Origin of the sequence: Paenibacillus sp., from assembly GCF_048976745.1 — a bacterium.
In the GTDB taxonomy this organism is placed as follows: domain Bacteria; phylum Bacillota; class Bacilli; order Paenibacillales; family Paenibacillaceae; genus Paenibacillus.
This window is the reverse complement of sequence record NZ_JBHGUU010000023.1, coordinates 144677-163804: the sequence shown is the minus strand read 5'-3', so window position 1 is coordinate 163804 and position 19128 is coordinate 144677. Positions and strand designations below refer to the sequence as shown.

Annotated in this window: 21 protein-coding genes; 8 read left to right on the top strand and 13 right to left on the bottom strand. The window is 45.9% G+C overall.

What is annotated here, in order from left to right; genetic code table 11:
• The first annotated feature begins 27 nt into the window (after positions 1–27).
• Positions 28–714, top strand: a complete 687-nt coding sequence (locus ACE3K2_RS25160) for a 4'-phosphopantetheinyl transferase family protein (protein ID WP_421896477.1) — start codon at positions 28–30, stop codon at positions 712–714.
• Positions 715–889: 175 nt separating this feature from the next.
• Here the strand turns inward: ACE3K2_RS25160 and ACE3K2_RS25155 are convergent, their stop codons facing one another.
• Positions 890–1636 carry a Bax inhibitor-1/YccA family protein gene (locus ACE3K2_RS25155; protein WP_421896473.1) on the bottom strand — a complete coding sequence of 249 codons (747 nt, stop codon included), beginning with the start codon at positions 1634–1636 and terminating at the stop codon, positions 890–892.
• Positions 1637–1841: 205 nt separating this feature from the next.
• A complete protein-coding gene (locus ACE3K2_RS25150) occupies positions 1842–2198 on the bottom strand; it encodes a nucleotide excision repair endonuclease (RefSeq protein ID WP_017691590.1) in 357 nt (118 codons plus the stop codon).
• 672 nt (positions 2199–2870) lie between these two features.
• On the opposite strand from ACE3K2_RS25150, the gene ACE3K2_RS25145 reads away from it, so the two are divergent.
• From ACE3K2_RS25145 to ACE3K2_RS25135, 3 genes are read left to right on the top strand one after another with little or no spacing between them, the layout of a single operon-like run.
• On the top strand, positions 2871–4328 hold the full coding sequence (locus tag ACE3K2_RS25145; RefSeq protein WP_421896469.1) for a PLP-dependent aminotransferase family protein: 1458 nt from the start codon (positions 2871–2873) through the stop codon (positions 4326–4328).
• Positions 4329–4340: 12 nt separating this feature from the next.
• Positions 4341–5261 (top strand): D-alanine--D-alanine ligase, encoded by a 921-nt coding sequence (locus ACE3K2_RS25140; RefSeq protein WP_421896466.1) that lies wholly within the window; start codon positions 4341–4343, stop codon positions 5259–5261.
• Entirely contained in the window at positions 5258–5716 is a 459-nt protein-coding gene (locus ACE3K2_RS25135) for a GNAT family N-acetyltransferase (RefSeq protein ID WP_421896463.1), read from the top strand. Before ACE3K2_RS25140 ends, ACE3K2_RS25135 begins: the two co-directional genes overlap by 4 nt.
• A 115-nt stretch (positions 5717–5831) precedes the next feature.
• Here ACE3K2_RS25135 and ACE3K2_RS25130 read toward each other — a convergent pair whose 3' ends face one another.
• The 5 genes from ACE3K2_RS25130 to ACE3K2_RS25110 form a co-directional block, all read right to left on the bottom strand.
• Positions 5832–6617, bottom strand: a complete 786-nt coding sequence (locus ACE3K2_RS25130) for a glucose 1-dehydrogenase (protein ID WP_421896852.1) — start codon at positions 6615–6617, stop codon at positions 5832–5834.
• 144 nt (positions 6618–6761) lie between these two features.
• The gene (locus ACE3K2_RS25125) at positions 6762–7691 is read right to left on the bottom strand and encodes a GNAT family N-acetyltransferase (protein WP_421896460.1); all 930 of its coding nucleotides are present in this window, start codon (positions 7689–7691) and stop codon (positions 6762–6764) included.
• 243 nt (positions 7692–7934) lie between these two features.
• The gene (locus ACE3K2_RS25120) at positions 7935–9443 is read right to left on the bottom strand and encodes a copper amine oxidase N-terminal domain-containing protein (RefSeq protein ID WP_421896457.1); all 1509 of its coding nucleotides are present in this window, start codon (positions 9441–9443) and stop codon (positions 7935–7937) included.
• A 207-nt stretch (positions 9444–9650) separates the two neighbouring features.
• Positions 9651–9779, bottom strand: coding sequence for a hypothetical protein (locus tag ACE3K2_RS25115; protein WP_421896454.1), 129 nt, complete (start codon positions 9777–9779; stop codon positions 9651–9653).
• Between the two features lie 135 nt (positions 9780–9914).
• Positions 9915–10382, bottom strand: coding sequence for a DUF1877 family protein (locus ACE3K2_RS25110; protein WP_421896451.1), 468 nt, complete (start codon positions 10380–10382; stop codon positions 9915–9917).
• A gap of 163 nt (positions 10383–10545) precedes the next feature.
• Here ACE3K2_RS25110 and ACE3K2_RS25105 point away from each other — a divergent pair, with 163 nt between their 5' ends.
• Both ACE3K2_RS25105 and ACE3K2_RS25100 read left to right on the top strand, forming a co-directional pair.
• Complete coding sequence (locus tag ACE3K2_RS25105; RefSeq protein WP_421896850.1) at positions 10546–11010, top strand: DUF4385 domain-containing protein; 465 nt, start codon at positions 10546–10548, stop codon at positions 11008–11010.
• A gap of 104 nt (positions 11011–11114) precedes the next feature.
• The gene (locus ACE3K2_RS25100; protein ID WP_421896448.1) at positions 11115–12422 is read left to right on the top strand and encodes a VWA domain-containing protein; all 1308 of its coding nucleotides are present in this window, start codon (positions 11115–11117) and stop codon (positions 12420–12422) included.
• Between the two features lie 144 nt (positions 12423–12566).
• On the opposite strand, the gene ACE3K2_RS25095 is transcribed toward ACE3K2_RS25100, so the two are convergent.
• The gene (locus ACE3K2_RS25095) at positions 12567–13382 is read right to left on the bottom strand and encodes an SDR family NAD(P)-dependent oxidoreductase (RefSeq protein ID WP_421896445.1); all 816 of its coding nucleotides are present in this window, start codon (positions 13380–13382) and stop codon (positions 12567–12569) included.
• A gap of 249 nt (positions 13383–13631) precedes the next feature.
• Here ACE3K2_RS25095 and ACE3K2_RS25090 point away from each other — a divergent pair, with 249 nt between their 5' ends.
• On the top strand, positions 13632–14291 hold the full coding sequence (locus tag ACE3K2_RS25090; RefSeq protein ID WP_421896442.1) for a TetR/AcrR family transcriptional regulator: 660 nt from the start codon (positions 13632–13634) through the stop codon (positions 14289–14291).
• Positions 14292–14422: 131 nt separating this feature from the next.
• Here ACE3K2_RS25090 and ACE3K2_RS25085 read toward each other — a convergent pair whose 3' ends face one another.
• The 5 genes from ACE3K2_RS25085 to ACE3K2_RS25065 form a co-directional block, all read right to left on the bottom strand.
• On the bottom strand, positions 14423–15484 hold the full coding sequence (locus ACE3K2_RS25085) for an LLM class flavin-dependent oxidoreductase (protein WP_421896439.1): 1062 nt from the start codon (positions 15482–15484) through the stop codon (positions 14423–14425).
• Between the two features lie 155 nt (positions 15485–15639).
• A complete protein-coding gene (locus ACE3K2_RS25080; RefSeq protein WP_421896436.1) occupies positions 15640–16026 on the bottom strand; it encodes a retropepsin-like aspartic protease in 387 nt (128 codons plus the stop codon).
• The gene (locus tag ACE3K2_RS25075; protein WP_074092774.1) at positions 16023–16280 is read right to left on the bottom strand and encodes a hypothetical protein; all 258 of its coding nucleotides are present in this window, start codon (positions 16278–16280) and stop codon (positions 16023–16025) included. The genes ACE3K2_RS25080 and ACE3K2_RS25075 overlap by 4 nt, the downstream gene beginning before the upstream one ends.
• A gap of 109 nt (positions 16281–16389) precedes the next feature.
• Entirely contained in the window at positions 16390–17202 is an 813-nt protein-coding gene (locus tag ACE3K2_RS25070) for a class I SAM-dependent methyltransferase (RefSeq protein ID WP_421896432.1), read from the bottom strand.
• A 145-nt stretch (positions 17203–17347) separates the two neighbouring features.
• A complete protein-coding gene (locus ACE3K2_RS25065) occupies positions 17348–17689 on the bottom strand; it encodes a zinc ribbon domain-containing protein YjdM (protein WP_421896429.1) in 342 nt (113 codons plus the stop codon).
• A gap of 234 nt (positions 17690–17923) precedes the next feature.
• On the opposite strand from ACE3K2_RS25065, the gene ACE3K2_RS25060 reads away from it, so the two are divergent.
• Positions 17924–19075: a VanZ family protein gene (locus tag ACE3K2_RS25060; protein ID WP_421896426.1), complete on the top strand. Its 1152-nt coding sequence runs from the start codon at positions 17924–17926 to the stop codon at positions 19073–19075.
• The last annotated feature ends 53 nt before the right edge of the window (positions 19076–19128 follow it).

Below are 19128 nucleotides of genomic sequence, written 5' to 3'. Positions count from 1 at the left end.
CGCGCCGAATATGTCCTCAGGTGATTAATGATGATAACGATTCGTGTACTCCAAGTTCCAGAAGTATTGCCCGAGGCGTACTGGAACCATTTTCTGTCGCAAGTCTCTGCCGAGCGTCGTGCCCAGGCTTCCCGTTTTGTACGTCAGGCTGACGCGTATCGCTCCGTGCTGGGAGAGATATTGACTCGTGTGACTTTGAGTAAATTAACTGGCCTGATGCCTGCTGAGCTTTCTTTTAACCGTAATTCCTACGGCAAACCTTCACTCATCCACCATTCGGATGTACAATTCAACGTCTCGCATTCTGGTGGTTGGATTGCTCTGATCTCAGGCGGTACAGATGAACTGGGCGTGGATGTCGAAAAAATAGCACCCATTGACATGCAGATTGCAGAGCGTTTCTTCTCTCCTATGGAGAGCCAGTTCTTGGCTGCCGAGCCTGTAGATCGTCGGCTGGAATCCTTCTACCGTCTATGGACGCTGAAGGAAAGTTATATCAAGGCCGTCGGTATGGGCTTGTCCATGCCACTGGATTCCTTCGCCCTCCTTCCCAATGAGCGGGAAGAATGGCATTGTGATCAGGCGAGGACATATCTCTTTCTTAGTCAGCGACTGGATGATGGACATATGCTTGCGGCATGTTCGGCTGGTGGAGAGCTGCCAAGCAAGCCCGAGATTATCACCTTGGGGGATCTATATACAGAGTTGGTATAGAGCGGTGCTGGGCTCAACTAGTTGGGATCAGTTGAGTTTTGCAAGAGGCTCGCATCAAGAAGTCCTGGCTAAGGTTAACTAAAAAAAGCTAACGACGTGAGTATCACGCGTTAGCTTTTTGGCTTTTTAACTTTACATTCACACTACGTTTACGTCTCTTACGAATTGAATAGAACTAATCCCGGCTCCGCAATTTGCCAAGCAGACGAATGATCTCAATGTACAACCATACCAGTGTAACCATCAATCCAAATGCGCCATACCACTCCATGTACTTGGGGGCTCCGCGTTCAGCACCACCCTCGATGAAGTCGAAATCAAGAACCAGATTGAGGGCAGCCACAATGACAATAACGACCGAAATACCGATGCCGATCAAGCTGTTATCATGCAGATAAGGAATCGAAATTCCGAAGAAACCAAGTATAAAGCTCAGCAGATACATGATCATGATACCGCCGGTTGCAGCCACAACACCCAGCTTGAAGTTCTCTGTAGCTTTGATCAATTTCGTTTTGTACGCCATCAGCAGGGCGATGAATACAGCCATCGTCAACAGCGCGGCCTGTAAGGTAATCCCGTTATACAGGGATTCATAGGTTGCAGAGAGTGCCCCAAGGAATAGTCCTTCAGCTACCGCATAGATGGGTACGAGATAGGGTGCCGTTACCGGTTTGAACGAAACGACAAGCGCCAGAATGAAACCAACGATTAAACCGCCATAAGCGAGCGGCATCACTTGTTGTCCGTTAAAGAACATCATCCAGGTTGCAAACGCACTAGCCAGCAGGATCACCAGCGTAATAAACGCTTTGTTCACCGTGCCGTTGATCGTCATGTAATTCTGATACCGATCTTCTCCATATCCTCTGTTTTCAAACGTGCTGTCTTTAAGTGTGGGGTTACCGCTACGACCGATCAACACAATCACCTCTTCATATGTATTTGGTATATCTGTGATACTAAGCTTGGGCTTACTACGTTTCAGTTCTACAAGCTACTCCCTCGAAAAGATCGGGATGCACCAGAAGGAATCGGATGCAATCCTTCGATTCCTTCCGAACCCACTGGCGCAAATCTTAGGACATATGTCCCAGACATTGCATATTCATGTGCTTTTATATGTCTTATTTGTACAAGACTTTATCTACATTGTATTTCGCACGCATCGTGTTAATGATATACGTCTCGTAAATTTCACGATCTACCGGATCTTCAACGAGGCATACTTCAATCTTTGTTACTTCCTCGCGGTGGTTCTTCATTGGTGATACCGTGTCTTCAAAATGCTTTTTGATGCGGGGTCTTAATTTTCGTGCTTTCCCGACAAACAACAACTCTCCAGCAGCATTGTAAAACATGAAAATCCCGCCCAGTTCCCGGGTAATCAGGTGAAAATCAGTAAATCCATAAATGTGGCTAAGCTGTGGATCAACCTGCTTTGTGATGGTTACATCCGGTGTTGGCACAGTAATATTAATCAATAGGCTCACTTCCTCATTATCTATAGGTTTACATCCTATCACATATTATAAAGGGACACCATTTCAATCTATAAGAAGTACATTTCACGCAATTTTCGCTATTACGACAAATATTTCAAAAAAAAGGTTAACTTCCCTGATTCAAAGTGGTACTATAGGGGTATGAGGAAGAAATTGGGCACTGAGACATACGTCTTTATATCTACCTCCGTCTATTGTACCCTATGATTGAAACTCTTTTTCATGCTGAATTCTGTTACGTGATCACGACAAGAGTACAGTTAGCAAGAACCTTAGCTTATAGATTGTAGATTCATCATCTAATCGACCCTTGCAGCAAGCAAACGTAGAAAGACCCAGATTCATGATCCACTGTAGATTTTAAGTATTACCTAGAAAGCCTGCAATTATAGTCGTACTGAAGTTAATAGACACACGTAGAAGGTCAGATAGCTATCGATCCTAGAGAGACTAGTCATGCAATGCAACTGTAGAGTTATAGCAGCAGTACTATAGAAGATGGATCAAGTTTCACCCCCAGGCCCCGGCATAATGCCAGGGCTTTTTTGCGTTTGCGCGAACGACCAACCACACTCGCAGGGAAACAGAGGTATCGTGGTTCTTTCTGCCGGGTTTATAATATGGCAAGATACCAGTAGAGGGAGTGATGGGATGTATTCCGATCTGCAATTGACGGAGGACCGCCCTGTATATATACAAGTCAAAGATTATATGAAGCGATTGATGCTCAAAGGTGGCCTGCAAGCCAAACAAAAGCTGCCCTCGACCCGTGAACTCAGTACACTCATGAAGGTTAGTCGCAGCACGGTCCTGCTCGCTTATGCCGAGCTTGAAGATGAAGGTCTGATCTATGCCGTCAAAGGCAAAGGCAATTACGTCAGTGCTTCCATTGAAACACCTAATGCAACAGCAACAGCAAGCTGGCAATTGGACTGGACGACTGAGATGAGCGAGTATGCCATTCAGGCAGAGCAGTACGATCTGATGAAGCATGGCTCCGGAGCAGAGCGCGGCGAGATATCGTTCACCAGTATCGCACCGGATGAAAAGCTGTTTGATCTGCACAATGTGAAGCGGGCTTTTCTGGATCGCATGTCACTTGAAGGTGAAGTACTGCTGAATTACGGATATGCGCAGGGATACAGACCGCTGATGAACTATTTATTACGTTATATGGAGAACAAAGGTGTTGACCTCCGTGGCAAGGACATTCTGATCACGAACGGATTCACAGAGGGATTCGATCTGGTGCTTGGAGCGTTACGCAAAAAAAGCGGAAAAGCGCTCTGCGAGAATCCAACGCACCACACGGCAATCAAAAACCTGAAGCTGCACCAGTTCAACCTAACCGGTGTGAATATGGAGCCGGATGGCTTGGACTTAAAGCAACTGGAACACGAACTTGAGGCAAGTCCATATGATCTGGCATATCTCGTGCCTTCCTATCACAATCCAACCGGGATTGTAACGTCCCCTGCGAAACGGGTAGAGATCATCCGGTTGATGAACAAGTATCAGGTACCCATCATTGAGGACGGATTCAACGAAGAATTACGCTATTCCGGTTCCCACGTATCTCCCCTGATTGCCAGCATGGGCAAAGGCAATGGACTGGTGTATCTGGGCAGCTTCTCCAAAGTTCTGTTCCCAGGTCTGCGGGTAGGTTGGATTATTGCGGATGCGGCGCTGATTGATTATCTGGAGAGTATGAAACGAGCACGCAGCATCCATACCTCCACGCTGGATCAATCGTTATTGTATCAATATCTGAGCAACGGTAATTTCGAGAAATATCTGAAGCGAGCTCGCACGGAGTATAAGCGAAAATATGAATTGGTTGTGCGTTGCCTGAAGCAGCATCTGCCAATGTGCCGGATTTCCGGTGCGGGTGGGCTGCATCTGTTCGTGCAGTTCCCGTCCGAATACAGAACCCGTGAACTGCTGGCCGCCTGTAAAGTGAAAGGTGTAACGTTCACACCAGGGGATACCTTTTATCTGGAACCCGGTCAGGGTGTAAACACGATGCGTCTGGGTTTCTCCAGAGTCAGCGATGAGAACATACGTAAAGGCATTCGTATCATTGGCGAGACAGCAGCTCAAATGAGATAAGGAGGATTTCACATGAAAGTTGGCGTGATTATGGGCGGTACATCTTCAGAGCGGGATATTTCCCTGCTCACCGGACAGGAGATGATTGCCAATCTAAATAGAGACAAATACGAGGTTGTGCCCATTGAGCTGAATACCAAACGCGATCTAATCGACAAGTCAGCGGGGATCGATGTGGCACTGCTTGCCCTGCATGGCAAATACGGCGAAGATGGTACCGTTCAGGGCACACTGGAATCCCTGGGTATTCCCTACACAGGCTGTGGTGTACTTGCAAGCAGTGTATGCATGGATAAGGACATGTCCAAACAGCTCATGCAGCATGCAGGTGTGCTTACCGGAGAATGGCTGAGGGTGAACCATATGGAGGAACTATCCTCTATTGCTGTTCAACAACTAACGTACCCCGTGGTGGTCAAACCGAATTCAGGCGGTTCCAGCATTGGTACCCAAGTGGTGAAGGAAGCTTCCGCCCTGCCCGCTGCTGTAGAGGCTGCACTCGCTTGGGATGACACGGTCATGATTGAACAGTATATCGAAGGTGAGGAGATCACCTGTGCCATTCTGGATGGTAAGATGCTGCCTGTGATCTCCATTCATTCGAACGCTGCATTTTTCGACTATGCTTCCAAATACGATGACAACGGAGCCGATGAGCAGGTTGTGCAATTGCCTGCAGACCTTCACCATCGCGTCGAAGCTGCGGCCTTGGCCTGCTATCAGGTGCTCAAATGCAGCGTCTACGCTCGCGTGGATATGATGATTCGGGAAGGCATGCCTTATGTGCTTGAAGTGAACACGCTGCCGGGACTTACCCGTAACAGTCTGCTGCCCAAAAGTGCAGCCGCTGCAGGCATTTCTTTTGCAGAGCTACTGGATACCATTATTGAACTGTCATTGAAAGAAAGACCCAAGGAGGCGACACCACTATGAGCCTGGATGTAACCATTAGACACAGTTCCCCTACCGACCTACAAGATATGGTCATTCTGATGGACCAACTCGGTTATCCCACCACTTACGCCGAGATGGAGGAGCGTTATACTCATATCTCTGCGGACGCAAACTTTACTACACTGGTTGCTGAAGCACGGGGACGTGTCGTTGGACTGATCGGTTTACAGATGTCTTATCTGTATGAAAAGAACGGAAGACACTGCCGCATCATGGCATTGGTTGTACACGATCAGTTCAGGGGCTCAGGCATCGGCCGTCAACTCATTTTTGAAGCTGAGCAATGGGCCGCCACGCATAACGTGGACTCCCTGTCTCTGAACAGTGGTAACCGCCCTGAACGTGAAGATGCGCATGAATTCTATCGCCAGATGGGCTTCATGGCCGGAAGTACCGGGTTTAGTAAAAAACCGCAGATTCTACAGCACACTTAACCTGCGGATAATACACTATCTGGAGGGTATGAAAAAGAACGCCCCCGCACAATGGCCGGAAAAGGGCGTTCTTTAATATATCGATGTCGCATCGATATGCGCTTTGATTATGGGATCAATATTTGGCTGACTGTGCACCATCGATTGGAATAATAGCTCCATTGATAAATGGTGCTTCGCCGGACAGCAGGAAGGCTACGAGGCGCCCTACTTCTTTCGGCTCACCCAAGCGTTTCGCCGGATTGTCCTTCACAAACTCTTTGGATGCAGACTGCCAGTCATTCGGATTGATCTGTTTGAATGAACCAATGACCATATCTGTCAAAATGGCTCCAGGTGCCACGGCATTAATGCTGATTCCATGCTCGGCGTATTCAATCGCCGCATCTTTGGTCATGCCAGCAACGGCATGTTTGCTCGCTCCGTAGGCAATCTGGTTTGGCACGGCGCGGATGCCACCGACAGACGACGTGTTCACAATGTAACCTTCGCCCTGTTTTTTCATCACAGGCAGGACATGTTTCAACCCGTAGAATACACCCTTCAGATTGATATCGATAACTTTATCAAACATCTCCGTCTCGTAGTTCTCGATCAGGTTTTGCTTGCCTTCAATGCCCGCATTGTTGAAAAATGCATCGATACGTCCAAACATATTTACCGTATCACTAACATATTTCTTCACCGCTTCTTCGTTGGCTACGTCACCTTCAATTAACAGAAACTCGGCATGCTGTATCTCTTCGGAGATCACACGTTTGGTCTCTTCCAGCGCCTTCATGTTCACATCCACCAAGGCAAGCTTCGCCCCTTCACGTGCTACTTCCACAGCAGCTGATCGTCCAAGGCCGGAGCCACCGCCTGTAATCAGGACCACTTTACCCGCAAATCGTTCAGTCATCATTTATAGACCTCCCTTTGCTGTTTTGGACATCTTCCATACATCAATACCCGTTTCCTCATTTGTTCTAATCAAACGAGGATCTGTTACAACCAGCATCTCAACCGGATTAGTATGCTTCCGTATTCGCCCTGACATTCGTCCTCAGGACTTCATAGCCTCATAGGCTGCAAGTAATTCCTCTACTTCCACTCCGTTGATCTTCATCCCGGTCACTTGACACTGTTCCAACTGAACTCCAGATAGATCGCAATCGATAAAACGACTTCCCCCAAGATCACAATGCGCCCACTGCATGGGCACACGGTCAGATCCAAGATGTGTATCCTGAAATTGAACGCCATCCAAAGCACAAAATTCAATCTTGCTATCAGTTAGGCGTAAATCAGCTAGCAATATATTCGTCATATTTAAATTGGTAAATTTGCTTCCACTCAGGTTGCAGTCAGTGATCCGACTATTGGTCAGAGTACTGGTACTGTAACGAACCGAGTCAAGATTAGCTTGAACATATTCAACCACCGAAACACCCGAGTCCTTGGCTAATGTCTTATCACATGTTGGATCAAAAGAATCAACGAACATGTTCTTCTCATATACAAACTCATCCTTAGATGGATAGATACAAACATATCCCATTTTTTCGTAAAAATGATGATTATCCAGCTGCCGACCTGAAGTCTCCAGCTTCCAGGTTTCAATCTGCGGAAATTCAGCCTCAATAAGCCTCATGACTTGAGTTCCCACGCCACGCCCCTGGCATACGGGGTCAATATAGATCTTATCAATCCTGGCGTGTTTTCGTCCGAGCACGTTAACACTCACTCCGCCGATAGCACATCCATCTGATTCTACAACATAATAATCCCATTCACGGATTACGTAACGATGCATTCGAACTGACGAATAATCAGGCGGACATAGATTGCTATCGATATCTTTCTCACCTTCCGACCAGACTTTTATGACATGATCAAAAGCACGAGTGCAAATCTCTGTAAGTACAATAGCATCTTCTTGTTGTGCTCGTCGTAAGCGAATTTCAGAAGGTACCTGCTTCAATTGACTTTTCATATACAACACCTCTGGGGGTTTATTTAGGATGACACGACAAAGAGGAGCACCTCCAATAGAGGCACTCCCCGATCCGTTTCATCATTTCAGAAACGCCGAAGCTCCTCGTAATGGGTCAAAAGGACACACGTATCCCGTTCATGGTCTAACGGAATTTTTGCGGTGTTCTTTTCACGATCATTACGAGAAATCTGGCATACTCTGAAATCCCCTCTCATGCTAAGGACTACTTCAATGTCTTACTTAAGGACGGTCAATGTAAATCCAGCCTGTTTCTTGTTCCTTGTCTACAGTAGCTCCAAGGGATTCGGCCATAAAGCGCAGCGGCACATATGTCTTGCCGTCTTTGCCTACATAGGCGGATTCCACCATGGTAACTTCTTTACCAGCAACGGTTGCTTTCTTGGAACCTACAGTCAGAACAATCTCATCACCCGTGATGTCGTTAATGACAACGATTTGGTTCGAACCTTTGGTCCATTTCACTTCAGCATCCAATTCTTCAGACACATAGCGAAGCGGAACAAATGTTGTGTTCTTCACGGTGATTGCCCCGGCATATTCATCATCCGGGAAGAGCACTACACTTTTACTCGTGATCCCCGCTTCATCTTTCAGCAATTGGTATGCAAGTGAATTGGAATCAAAATTACGCAGCATCTGACCAGGCGTAATATCATCCTTCATCAGATCCATAACGCCGCCCGATACATCCACTTCATCCACTGCAACTGTTCCACCGATATTCCACTGTTCACTGTCTCCACTTACGGTTACAGAGTTCACTGGCAGATCTTCGGAAGCCGGCAGCGCTACCTTCAGTTCAAAGTTTTGCTTGCGTATATCCAGCTTGCTGTCGAGATAGAAATCCAATTTCAGTGTGGTACCTGTGCCAAATACCGTTTTGAATTCAGGTGTCTCATTCAACAGGTTGTTCAGCTCCTGATCATAATTGACCAGCATGCTGTCCAGTCCTACTTTGATGATGGCATACAGTGACGCAACGGCTTCATCTTTCGATTCAGGAACGATCGAATTCAGCGTTTCATCTCCTCCGCCTTCAACCTCATTCACAGCTTCCAGTACAGGATAGAACACATCGTACAGATCTCCAATCAGGTCTTTCAATCCTTGCTCATCCTTCGAAATACTCGTCAGGAATGGTTTAACCATGGCAAGCATCTCTTCACCAGTCATCTCCAGGTGCAGCTTGGAGAGGCTAAGTGATTCGCCATTCACGGATTCCTGTACCGGTGTTACGGAGATGTTCTTCGGATTGGACAGATGCTTCAGGACAAAAGAGAACAGTTTCGGGGAAAGTTCCTCGAGTTGCTTCTCCAGAGCCTTCGTATCTACCATTGGAAGAGCCTGTGCATCCTGGAGCGTATCCAGAGATATGTACAGCGGTTTCTGGGCCCCGTCCAGATCAATAACCAATTGGGACTCATTCATGGACAGGTGGAAAGGTAACTTCGTTCCCTCCATGCTCAGTGTACCTTTGATCGATGCTGTCTTCGCATCTTTCATTTTGGCTTGATCAATATCCAGGGATATGGAATTAATGAGTTCAATCATTTCAAGGTCTTTATCTGTCGCGAATTCCTTAGCCGGTTCTATGTTTATATTCATGGATTGTCTGGATTCACCGGACTTGATACTCGCGCCATTAGCCATGGCTTTGCCAACATCTACTCCACCCACAGCCTGACATCCTGTAAGAACAACCATTAATAATACGAGTGGCACTGCCATCCACTGGACTAACTTCCGATTCGTAATACGATCTCCTCCTTAGAAAAATATGGTTCATTTCCATTATGAAGGTATAGGTAATTCTTGTAAACGGATACGCAAAAAATAAACCAAAAGGCCGGAACATGTCCGACCTCTGGTCTATCTATTTTTCAGCAAATAGTATGTTTCGATAAAATATTCTGCTCTATTATGCAAAGCCTAGAGTTATTCTTGCTCCTGATCTTCTGCGAGTTTCTCATCCGTTTCTTCATCTTCCACAGTTGCGGGAGTCTCAAATTGATCCGGCTCGTCCTCTTGAATCGCTTTGTTCTCTTCGTTCTGATCCTGTGTCATATCGCATTCCCTCTCTTCTACCGGATTGTGATGTTATCAGGCCTGAGCCTTGTGTCTATCAATAACCCGAATAGGCACAGTTCAAACCTGTCTCAACGTCGGCCAACCATTTTCCATCATAATTTCAATGCTCACTTAGAAAACATAAAAGATGATCCCGTTCCCACTTGCAGCCGTGGCCTGAAACAGGGCCTGGACATCATCCACAGTCTGAACGATCTCCTGAAATGTTTCTTCCGCATCCCAATCTTCCATAACAGGATAGACGCCTTCAGTGATCATCCGGTCCAGACTATACCGCTCCTTTAATTCTTCCGTTGTAAGCTGCTCCAATGCCATATAGGCCTCCAGCACCTGCTCATTACTGAGCAAGAACAGATCCATGTCCGAATAGTTTCCCAAGTATTGCTCACCTGCGAGAGGCACCACATATCCCAGGGGCGGCTCCCCTTCTACCAGGTTGCCGTTCAGCGTGAACTGTAACATCTGCCACATTTTATCAATATCCAGATCAACTGCACAATCATGTACACTGACCTCACCTGATTTAATGGATTCAACTAGCTCCTTCGTAACCACAAGATATCTGCCGGACATTCCCATACCGTTATCCCTCCTGTGTAATTCCTTCTATTGTTCCCCATTAACCGTGCTTGTTGGTTCAGAATCGGGGTAAAAAGAAATGAAGCATTATATTACTTAGCTGAATGCTCTTGTTCCATATATAGCACCATAATGATATCCCTATCAAGGAGGGTCCACGTTGATGAAAAAATTTGACTACAGTTTCAATTATGATGAGCTCGATCTGCGCAAACATCCTGAGCTGTACACCGTAGGCCGAGGAGAGCAGGGTGTTCTCATGGTTGAGCCATACAAGGGCGAAATTCTGCCACACTGGCGATTCAAAACACCCGAGATTGCGACAGAGTCATCGGAGAAGATCTATGAGCTATTTTTGGAGTATAAGAAAAAGGGAGATTTCGTGGGTATGGATATGGCTCGCAAATTTCTCCAGATGGGTTACACACGGGCCAGACGGTATACAAATCACAAAGGAGGACGCAAATACTCAAAAGAGGATGGCTCAATCTTACCCTATCAGAATGATAAGGTGAAGGCAGAAGCCGCGGCTATATTCAAAGCACAATGGGAGATCGCCAAGACCGATCCGGACTATGTAAGGATGAAGAAGGAGCATCGGGAAAAGTACGAGTCAGAACAGGCGTAGGAATACCGGATATGTGATTGACTTATGGAAACATTTGTCTCAGAATCGATTTTGTTACTGTTCATTTTCAACCATTATATTGGAGAAGAGAGGCGCATCCGATTATGACAGATTCGTTCATCCACTTAAACACAGGCCAGAATATCAGTATCAACGAATTCGCCGAGCTTCAGGTAACCATTCAATGTACTTCATCCCCTTCTCCCTTGGATGTTAGCTGCTTTATGGTGAACGAAGAGGGAAAGGTCCCATCTGACGACTATTTTGTATTTTATAATCAGAAGGCCGATCCCCATCAAAGTGTGCTTTTGCAACAGGCAGAGGAACTGAAATCCTCGTTTGTACTGGATACGAATCAATTACGGCAGGCTCCTGTGGAAAAATGTGTGTTCACGGCTACAATGGATGCGGGAGGTACTTTCACCGATGTTCAGACATGTCAGGCGATTGTACAAGCGGGTTCCCAGCGAATCATCTATGAGATCACGCAGGTGACTGCGGAAACAGCTCTTATTTTCATTGAAATCTATAAGTATCGTGACGGGTTCAAAGTTCGTGCGATTGGACGTGGTTTCTTTGGTGGATTGCAGCCGCTGGCAGAGTCATTCGGTGTTGAAATTGAGAGTAACGACACCTCGGAAGCCGAACAGGTTCTTCTCACCGCACAAGCCGAAGTAGCAGCGGCCTCTCCAGAAGTCTTGGCACCTGTTGCTGCACCAAACAAGAATCATCCGCCGCTGAACCTGACCAAGATCGATCTCCTCAAGCATAAAGTAACCCTGTCTCTGCAAAAGAAAAAGATCGAACCAATACAGGCACGTGTTGCCGTCGTATTTGATGCATCAGGCTCCATGTACCATCTGTATCGAAAAGGCATCGTGCAAGAAGCCTTCGAACGTATCCTGGCGATTGCATCAGCTTTTGATGATAACGGAGAGTTGGATGTCTGGTTCTTCGCCAAAGACTTCTTGCGTGCACCTAGCGTCACCGCCAAGGATTTCGAGAATTATATTGAACGCACATATACGCTGGGAAGCAAAGGCGGTACCAACAATGAACCTCCTGTGATGCAGGATGTCATTCGCAAATACACGATCGAGGAACCCAATGTGAACATTCCAACGTATATTATCTTTTTTAGCGATGGCGGAGTCAGTCAAAAAGGGAAGATTATGCGGCTTATTACCGAAAGCTCAACCAAAAATCTGTTCTGGCAATTCGTTGGCCTGGGACAAGCCAATTACGGTGTTCTGGAGAAGCTCGATGACATGACTGGACGTTTCATCGATAATGCTGACTTTTTTGCTCTGGACGACATCTCCAAGATCAGCGATGAAGAATTGTATGATCGGCTGCTTACTGAATTTCCAGGCTGGATTAAAGAAGCACGAGCCAAAGGTATTCTGGCCTAAAACTTCCGATTACATAATCCACGATATCAGATTGAACGAAATCTCGATTCATTAAAAGACGTTGCCAGTGAATACCTCACTGACAGCGTTTTTCTTTTTACTTTTACTTTTACTTTCGGACTTAACCACCACACACACCACTAATCAGGCTTGTACCTTTTCTGCTTTCCCCCCCTTGGAACGTGGACGAAGCATGCTTCCTACGATTCGCAACATCAACTTGCGTGGCACGAGGCGGGTGAACTGCGCTGTCCAATAATTACCAGCCCCAGGCACGGCATAAGGTTTGCCTGAATCCAATGCCCTCATGGCCACGGCCACGACATGCTCAGGTGTATCACGTTTGCCCACAGAAGCTTCTTCCGCACCTACGATATCAAAGAATGAGGTTTCAGTTGAGCCTGGGCATAGGGCTAAGAACTGAACACCGCGCTTTCTGTTCTCTTCGTATAATGCCTCAGTAAAAGAAAGTACAAATGCCTTTGTCGCTCCATACACAGCCATATACGGATCAGGTTGGAAGGCAGCCGTCGAAGATACATTAATGACAGCACCATTTCGCTTCTGTAACATGCCTGGCAAGAAAAGATGTGTCATGTTCGTCAAGGCGAGCACGTTTAACATAATCTCGTCCTGCTGCCTTGAACCATCCACCTGTTCAAAACATCCATGGGTGGCAAATCCAGCATTGTTGATTAGGATATCAATCTGTATTCCCCGATTCTGACATTCCTCATATACGCTCTGCGGTGCATCGACCTGAGACAAATCCGATACGATCACCTCAGCCCTTACTTGATATGTACGTTCTATTCGCTCTGCCAATTGAATCAGTTTGGACTCTGTTCTGGCCACAAGCACGATATTTTTACCCTTGGAAGCCATCTCAAGTGCAAAAACTTCCCCAATACCTGATGATGCACCTGTAATAAGTGCCCATTGTTGTTGAACCTTTGTCATCTCTCATCCATCCTCTACGCGAATTAGAATAATTGTTTTTATTTAGAAACGTTGTTTCTGTATAGAATCATCGTAACCATAATCCATAACGCTGTCAAATACATTTGTTAAATTTGTATATAGAACGGTGTGGCTTCCTTACTAGATTCGGATTAAATTGACGTTATACGGCGTAAAACAGTAGAATGACGATAAGAATAGGAAACGTAGTTTCTGTTCAACAACAATACGGTTATGAGGATGAAATCAATGAAGGATCTTAATTCGGGTTCCACAGAACCTGCACATACGGTAACAACCTTTCAGGAAGCCAGACTCCAGCACTCGGATAATCTGCGGCAAAATATCGTACATGCTGCTGCTGCTTTACTGCAAGAACATGGGCCAGAAGCCGTCACGGTACGCCGTGTAGCTGAACGCATGGAGTGCTCCACCAAAATCATATATAACCTTTTTGGCAAAAAAGAAGGGCTAGCCAAGCATTTATATTTAGAGGGCTGCTCCCTCATGGCCCAGCGTTTTGAAGCTATTCCCCGGCAGGAATCGTTTGAACAATATTTCCGGGATCTGGCCCACGTCTATTGGGATTTTGGCATTTCACAATCCAGCTTCTATCAGCTGATGTTTGGAGGGTCTTTTTCCGAATTCAAACCGGATGGAGAGACTTTGCAGGGAACAGCGACTGCACTGAAGCAAGTGTCTGCCTTGGTTGAGGTAGCCATTGAACAGGGAATGCTTCAGGTGCAGGATCCCCTGCTTGCGGTACGAATGATCTGGGCGCCCTTACATGGTGTTATTCATCTGTACCTGGGAGGCCATATTGAGAGCGAAGAAGCTGCCAAAACTCTCTATGAACATACGTTGTCCATGGTTATACACTCCCTTGTCAGTCCATCTGCGAATGGATAATCATGAGATCTGAACGTTATAGAGACTTTTAGAAACTAAACGAAAAGGAGCAGGTCCCATGGCGTAATACGCCGAGGACGTGCTCCTTTATTTGTTTCACTTGATCTATAACCCTAGCAACCTTCAGTCGATTAACGTGTCTCTTGGTTCTCCGCTTCCCAACGCGCAATTTCTTTACGCACGATTGGAGCAACTTCTTTGCCAAGCAGTTCGATTGCTCTCATGACCTCGTTATGCGGCATGGTGCCGAGTGGAGTGTGTAACATGAAGCGGGTAATGCCGACTTCTTTGCGCAGGTAAATAATTTTCTGAGCCACCGTATCCACATCACCTACATACAATGCACCTTCAAGGCTACGCGCCGCATCAAATGTCGCACGGCTGTAGTGTCCCCAGCCACGTTCACGGCCCAGTATGTTCATGACCGCTTGAGCTGGCGGGAAGAATTTCTCCACTGCTTCGTCTGTTGTATCGGCAATGAAGCCGTGAGAGTGAGAAGCCACGGTCAGCTTGGAAGCATCATGTCCCGCATGTGCAGCTGCTTTTTTGTACAGCTCCACCAGTGGTGCGAATTGCACCGGACGACCACCAATAATGGCAAGCACCAGCGGCAAACCGAGCAGTCCTGCACGAACAACCGATTCCTGATTACCGCCACTGCCAATCCATACCGGAAGTTTTTCCTGTACCGGGCGTGGGTAGATGCCCAGATTGTTAAAGGAAGGGCGGTGTTTGCCTTCCCAGGTTACTTTTTCCGAATCACGTAGCTTAAGCAGCAAATCCAGTTTCTCGTCAAATAACTCATCGTAGTCGTTCAGATCATAGCCGAACAGTGGGAACGATTCGATAAATGATCCCCGCCCTGCCATAATCTCTGCACGTCCGTTCGAAATGCCGTCCAGTGTCGCAAAATCCTGATATACCCGCACCGGATCATGCGATGACAGCACCGTTACCGCACTCGTCAGGCGAATATTTTTGGTCTGTGAAGCTGCAGCCGCCAGAATGACAGCTGGTGATGAAGCGGCATAGTCAGCACGATGATGTTCTCCCACCCCATATACATCCAGACCTACCTGATCTGCCAAAACAATCTCTTCAACAACGTCGCGAATACGCTGCGCATGACTGATAAGTTCTCCTGTTTTTACATCCGGGTTTGTCTCCACAAATGTACTAATTCCGATTTCCATTGTCTGTTCCTCCTTGGTATGAAGCGATCCGTCGTTCATCTAACCTATTGTAAGTAGATCACCTTTTGTTATGTATCTTAATATTGAACTATTTTGATGAAAAACACAAGTACCCTCTGTTTCCAGAGGGCACTTTAATGATTATTTTCTATCGATTATGGCTTACCTATACTTAGTTCCATCAGGTTGGCATTAATTACAACACCGGTCTGTTTCATAAAATTAAATCCCAGAATTCCGTCAATCTCTAAACCATAATCCATATTTCCTATTTCAACTTGAAAATCATTAATCGTTGTTCCATCTACAGTTATTGAATCGAGCGACTTGGTATAAACATACTCTATACCGCCTACACCTCTTATAATATCAACGAGATCATCCTCTTCAGGAACCATTCCTACTTCCCGAACTGCATCTGCATTCAATAATGTACTAGCTGATCCGGTATCCAAAAGGACTTTTTCTATTTGTAGTACTTCTCCTCTAAATTCAAGTTTTATGCTTATGAAGGGTAGACCATAAATCTCTGAAATTTTCATCGAGGACCTCTCATGCCAACATATCGTTCTCTTGCCACAACTTCTGGACGTGAAGTGTGAAAAAAGCAGTATTCCCGTCTGGGATCTTCTTGATGCAATTCACCATAACGTTTTAGTGCCTTTGTAGAATCATCAAATGAATCAATCACTGCCATCTCTTCAATGTAACGCTGGCCTTCTCTAGAGTACGCCTTGGTTGCCTCAAAAACGACCCATTCATTAGGGAATCGCTCCTGAACTTCCTTCCATTGCATAGTGACACCTCCAGATCATTAGATAGAAATATTATATCATGTGGAAACAGTATTCCACGGGCTGACATTCTAAAATACATAGATTTTTAAAGCATTGCTTGTAAGTCTATTATTTCTTCCTCCCGATGTATAACAGATGAGATGAAATCCCTAGTATGGAAGGGTCTTTGGCGGCTTCAATCATATATTGCATGAGTTCATCATACTCGCCACGTTCTTTCCAGTGTTGCAACTGCTCGTCCGTATGCATGGCTCTAAGGCTGGATGAACCAATCAAAGCAACGGTTTCAAATCCCTGTTGCTCCATGAAGGGAGTAACGTCCTGAATATTAAAATAGTATGCTCCCGTAAATCGTCCTTGATCCTGATGATCGAATATACCCTTTTCCACAAAAGAACGGATGGCTGCCATATGATCATTCGGCTTCCAATGCTGCGGGGATTGCAGCGAATTGATACTCATGCGCATACGGCTTTGCATCGCTACAAATACCACGCCTCCTCGCTTGGTCACCCGATACAATTCCCGTACAGCAGCCGTCCGCTCCTCCTCTGTCTGCAGATGATACAACGGCCCCAGCATAAGGGTAGCATCATATGTTTCGTCAGCCATACCGGAGAGTGAAGTTGCATCGAGAACATGGAATCCATCGAATTGCTGTGTCAAACCGAATTCCTGTGCCTTTTCCCGTGCAGTATCCACGGAAGACGGTGTCAGATCCGATAAAGTAACTTGGTACCCTAGTCTCGCCAGTTCCATGGCATACTTTCCCGGTCCTGCGCCATTATCCAGAATATGACCTGTAGCGGGGAGCCACTCCTTGATGTAATGCATGTTAATGATAAACTCAATCGGTTCCCGTTCCAGCCTCCCCCACTCATCAAACCTCGAATAATATTCAATAATGTGATCTCTCTTCATTACTCTGACACCTGCCTTTTGTATATGTAGAGAACTCAACCATGCTCAAAAATTTAATTCCAACCAGTATATGACTGCTAAATATTTCCTGTCAACCAAAAAACGTTCAATTCCCAATGTATGCAGAACTGAACGTTTCTTGATCTTATATCTTTTTCACAAACTCCGATTTCAACTTCATTGCACCTAGACTATCGATTTTACAATCAATATCATGATCCCCGTCAATCAGACGGATATTCTTCACCTTGGTGCCCTGTTTAACCACAAGCGAGCTACCTTTAACCTTCAGATCTTTAATGACCGTAACGGTATCTCCATCATTCAACACATTTCCGTTGGCATCACGGATTACTTTTGCATCCTCTGTATTCTCATTGTCTGCTTCCAAAGACCATTCATGTGCACACTCCGGGCATACCAGCAGGTTACCATCCTCGTACGTGTACTCCGAATTACATTTCGGGCAGTTAGGCAAATTAGACATATGTATTACTCTCCATTCTACGATTGGCTATCCAGCAAGTATACGGGATTTCGGCGGTATGTTCCATATGCTTGATCACTGCATGAATGGATTTAAACCAAATTTAAGGTTCATGCATCCTTCACTTTAAGGCTAACTACATATAATGAAACTATTCAATACGCACTACACCAACACATACTTTAGTGTCTCTATGAATTAATACTATATTTAATACCAAAGGAGTCCCTGCTCATGTCCTCATATGTTTTCCCTATGCAAACGGCTTTTTTCATCTTTGTTGTTGCGGCCATGTTCTTGCTGGTGCCGTGGTTGATCTATGGTTATCGCAAAGACGGCTTCTTTAGCTGGTCACGGTTTGGCGTCAGCTTTTCCTTTATCTTTTATATTCTGGCTGCCTATTGCCTCGTTATTCTCCCGTTTCCAACGACGCGAGACACCTGTGCGCAGCAAGCCGCTGACACGATCTACTACAATCTGATTCCATTTACTTTTGTCAAAGACATTATGAAAGAAACACCCATTGTATGGTCTCAGCCATCCAGCTATCTCAGCATGATTCAGGGCAGAGCCTTCTTGCAAGTTCTATTTAACGTCCTGCTTCTCATGCCGCTGGGTGTATATATCCGTTATTTTTTTCAAAAGAGAGCCTTCTGGAAGTACGCCCTGCTTGGTGGATTCGGGCTTTCCTTATTCTTCGAGATTACCCAGATCACCGGATTCTACGGGTATTATAATTGCCCTTACCGCCTCTTTGATGTAGATGATCTGTTATTGAACACTTCAGGAGCGGTCATTGGATTCTTCACAGCTCCCATCCTGCTTGCTTTATTCCCCTCACGTGCAAGCATTCAGGCGAAGAGCGAACAGATTGTGGAACAAAACCAAGTGTATGTTATGCCTCAATTGCTCGCATTAATAATCGATGGCGTCGTTGTTGTCTTCCTTTCGAATCTGATTTCGATCTTCACAGCATCTGATGTGATCAGTGATGCACTGAGTACGTCCATGGCTATGGTCATTGTGCTGTTCTTCATCCCTTGGGTACGAAATGGGGTAACGCCAGGTTCGTTGATCTTGCGATTCCGCTATGTGGATCGTCAGACCGGCACACCCACCAGTGAATCGTTATTCAAAAGGTTTGTCGCACTCTATGTTCCATGGCTGCTGGTTACGATCATTCGCCTGGTTAACGATTATGCTTTTTCGGGTAAACAGGATATTATGCTTGAGCCTTATCAGATGTGGATCTCCTTGGGAACATTCGGCATCTATATGTTAGTCTACGCCGTGCTCTTTGTTCATGTCTTGATCGTGCTCTTCTCCCGTGGAAAACGTTCCTTCTACTTCGATGAGGTGTCCCGCACACGAGCCTCTCGTAAATAATATGTGGAGGAACCCATGCAATGCGTATTGTCCCTCTAATTGGTTCTTACGTT

Coding starts and splice junctions, on each gene's coding strand:
- ACE3K2_RS25125 (WP_421896460.1), bottom strand. CDS start 7,691: ATGAAAAGTCAATTGAAGCAGGTACCTTCTGAAATTCGCTTACGACGA.
- ACE3K2_RS25090 (WP_421896442.1), top strand. CDS start 13,632: ATGAAGGATCTTAATTCGGGTTCCACAGAACCTGCACATACGGTAACA.
- ACE3K2_RS25120 (WP_421896457.1), bottom strand. CDS start 9,443: ATGGCAGTGCCACTCGTATTATTAATGGTTGTTCTTACAGGATGTCAG.
- ACE3K2_RS25085 (WP_421896439.1), bottom strand. CDS start 15,484: ATGGAAATCGGAATTAGTACATTTGTGGAGACAAACCCGGATGTAAAA.
- ACE3K2_RS25160 (WP_421896477.1), top strand. CDS start 28: ATGATGATAACGATTCGTGTACTCCAAGTTCCAGAAGTATTGCCCGAG.
- ACE3K2_RS25145 (WP_421896469.1), top strand. CDS start 2,871: ATGTATTCCGATCTGCAATTGACGGAGGACCGCCCTGTATATATACAA.
- ACE3K2_RS25135 (WP_421896463.1), top strand. CDS start 5,258: ATGAGCCTGGATGTAACCATTAGACACAGTTCCCCTACCGACCTACAA.
- ACE3K2_RS25095 (WP_421896445.1), bottom strand. CDS start 13,382: ATGACAAAGGTTCAACAACAATGGGCACTTATTACAGGTGCATCATCA.
- ACE3K2_RS25100 (WP_421896448.1), top strand. CDS start 11,115: ATGACAGATTCGTTCATCCACTTAAACACAGGCCAGAATATCAGTATC.
- ACE3K2_RS25110 (WP_421896451.1), bottom strand. CDS start 10,382: ATGGGAATGTCCGGCAGATATCTTGTGGTTACGAAGGAGCTAGTTGAA.
- ACE3K2_RS25130 (WP_421896852.1), bottom strand. CDS start 6,617: ATGACTGAACGATTTGCGGGTAAAGTGGTCCTGATTACAGGCGGTGGC.
- ACE3K2_RS25115 (WP_421896454.1), bottom strand. CDS start 9,779: ATGACACAGGATCAGAACGAAGAGAACAAAGCGATTCAAGAGGACGAG.
- ACE3K2_RS25140 (WP_421896466.1), top strand. CDS start 4,341: ATGAAAGTTGGCGTGATTATGGGCGGTACATCTTCAGAGCGGGATATT.
- ACE3K2_RS25080 (WP_421896436.1), bottom strand. CDS start 16,026: ATGAAAATTTCAGAGATTTATGGTCTACCCTTCATAAGCATAAAACTT.
- ACE3K2_RS25070 (WP_421896432.1), bottom strand. CDS start 17,202: ATGAAGAGAGATCACATTATTGAATATTATTCGAGGTTTGATGAGTGG.
- ACE3K2_RS25105 (WP_421896850.1), top strand. CDS start 10,546: ATGAAAAAATTTGACTACAGTTTCAATTATGATGAGCTCGATCTGCGC.
- ACE3K2_RS25065 (WP_421896429.1), bottom strand. CDS start 17,689: ATGTCTAATTTGCCTAACTGCCCGAAATGTAATTCGGAGTACACGTAC.
- ACE3K2_RS25075 (WP_074092774.1), bottom strand. CDS start 16,280: ATGCAATGGAAGGAAGTTCAGGAGCGATTCCCTAATGAATGGGTCGTT.
- ACE3K2_RS25060 (WP_421896426.1), top strand. CDS start 17,924: ATGTCCTCATATGTTTTCCCTATGCAAACGGCTTTTTTCATCTTTGTT.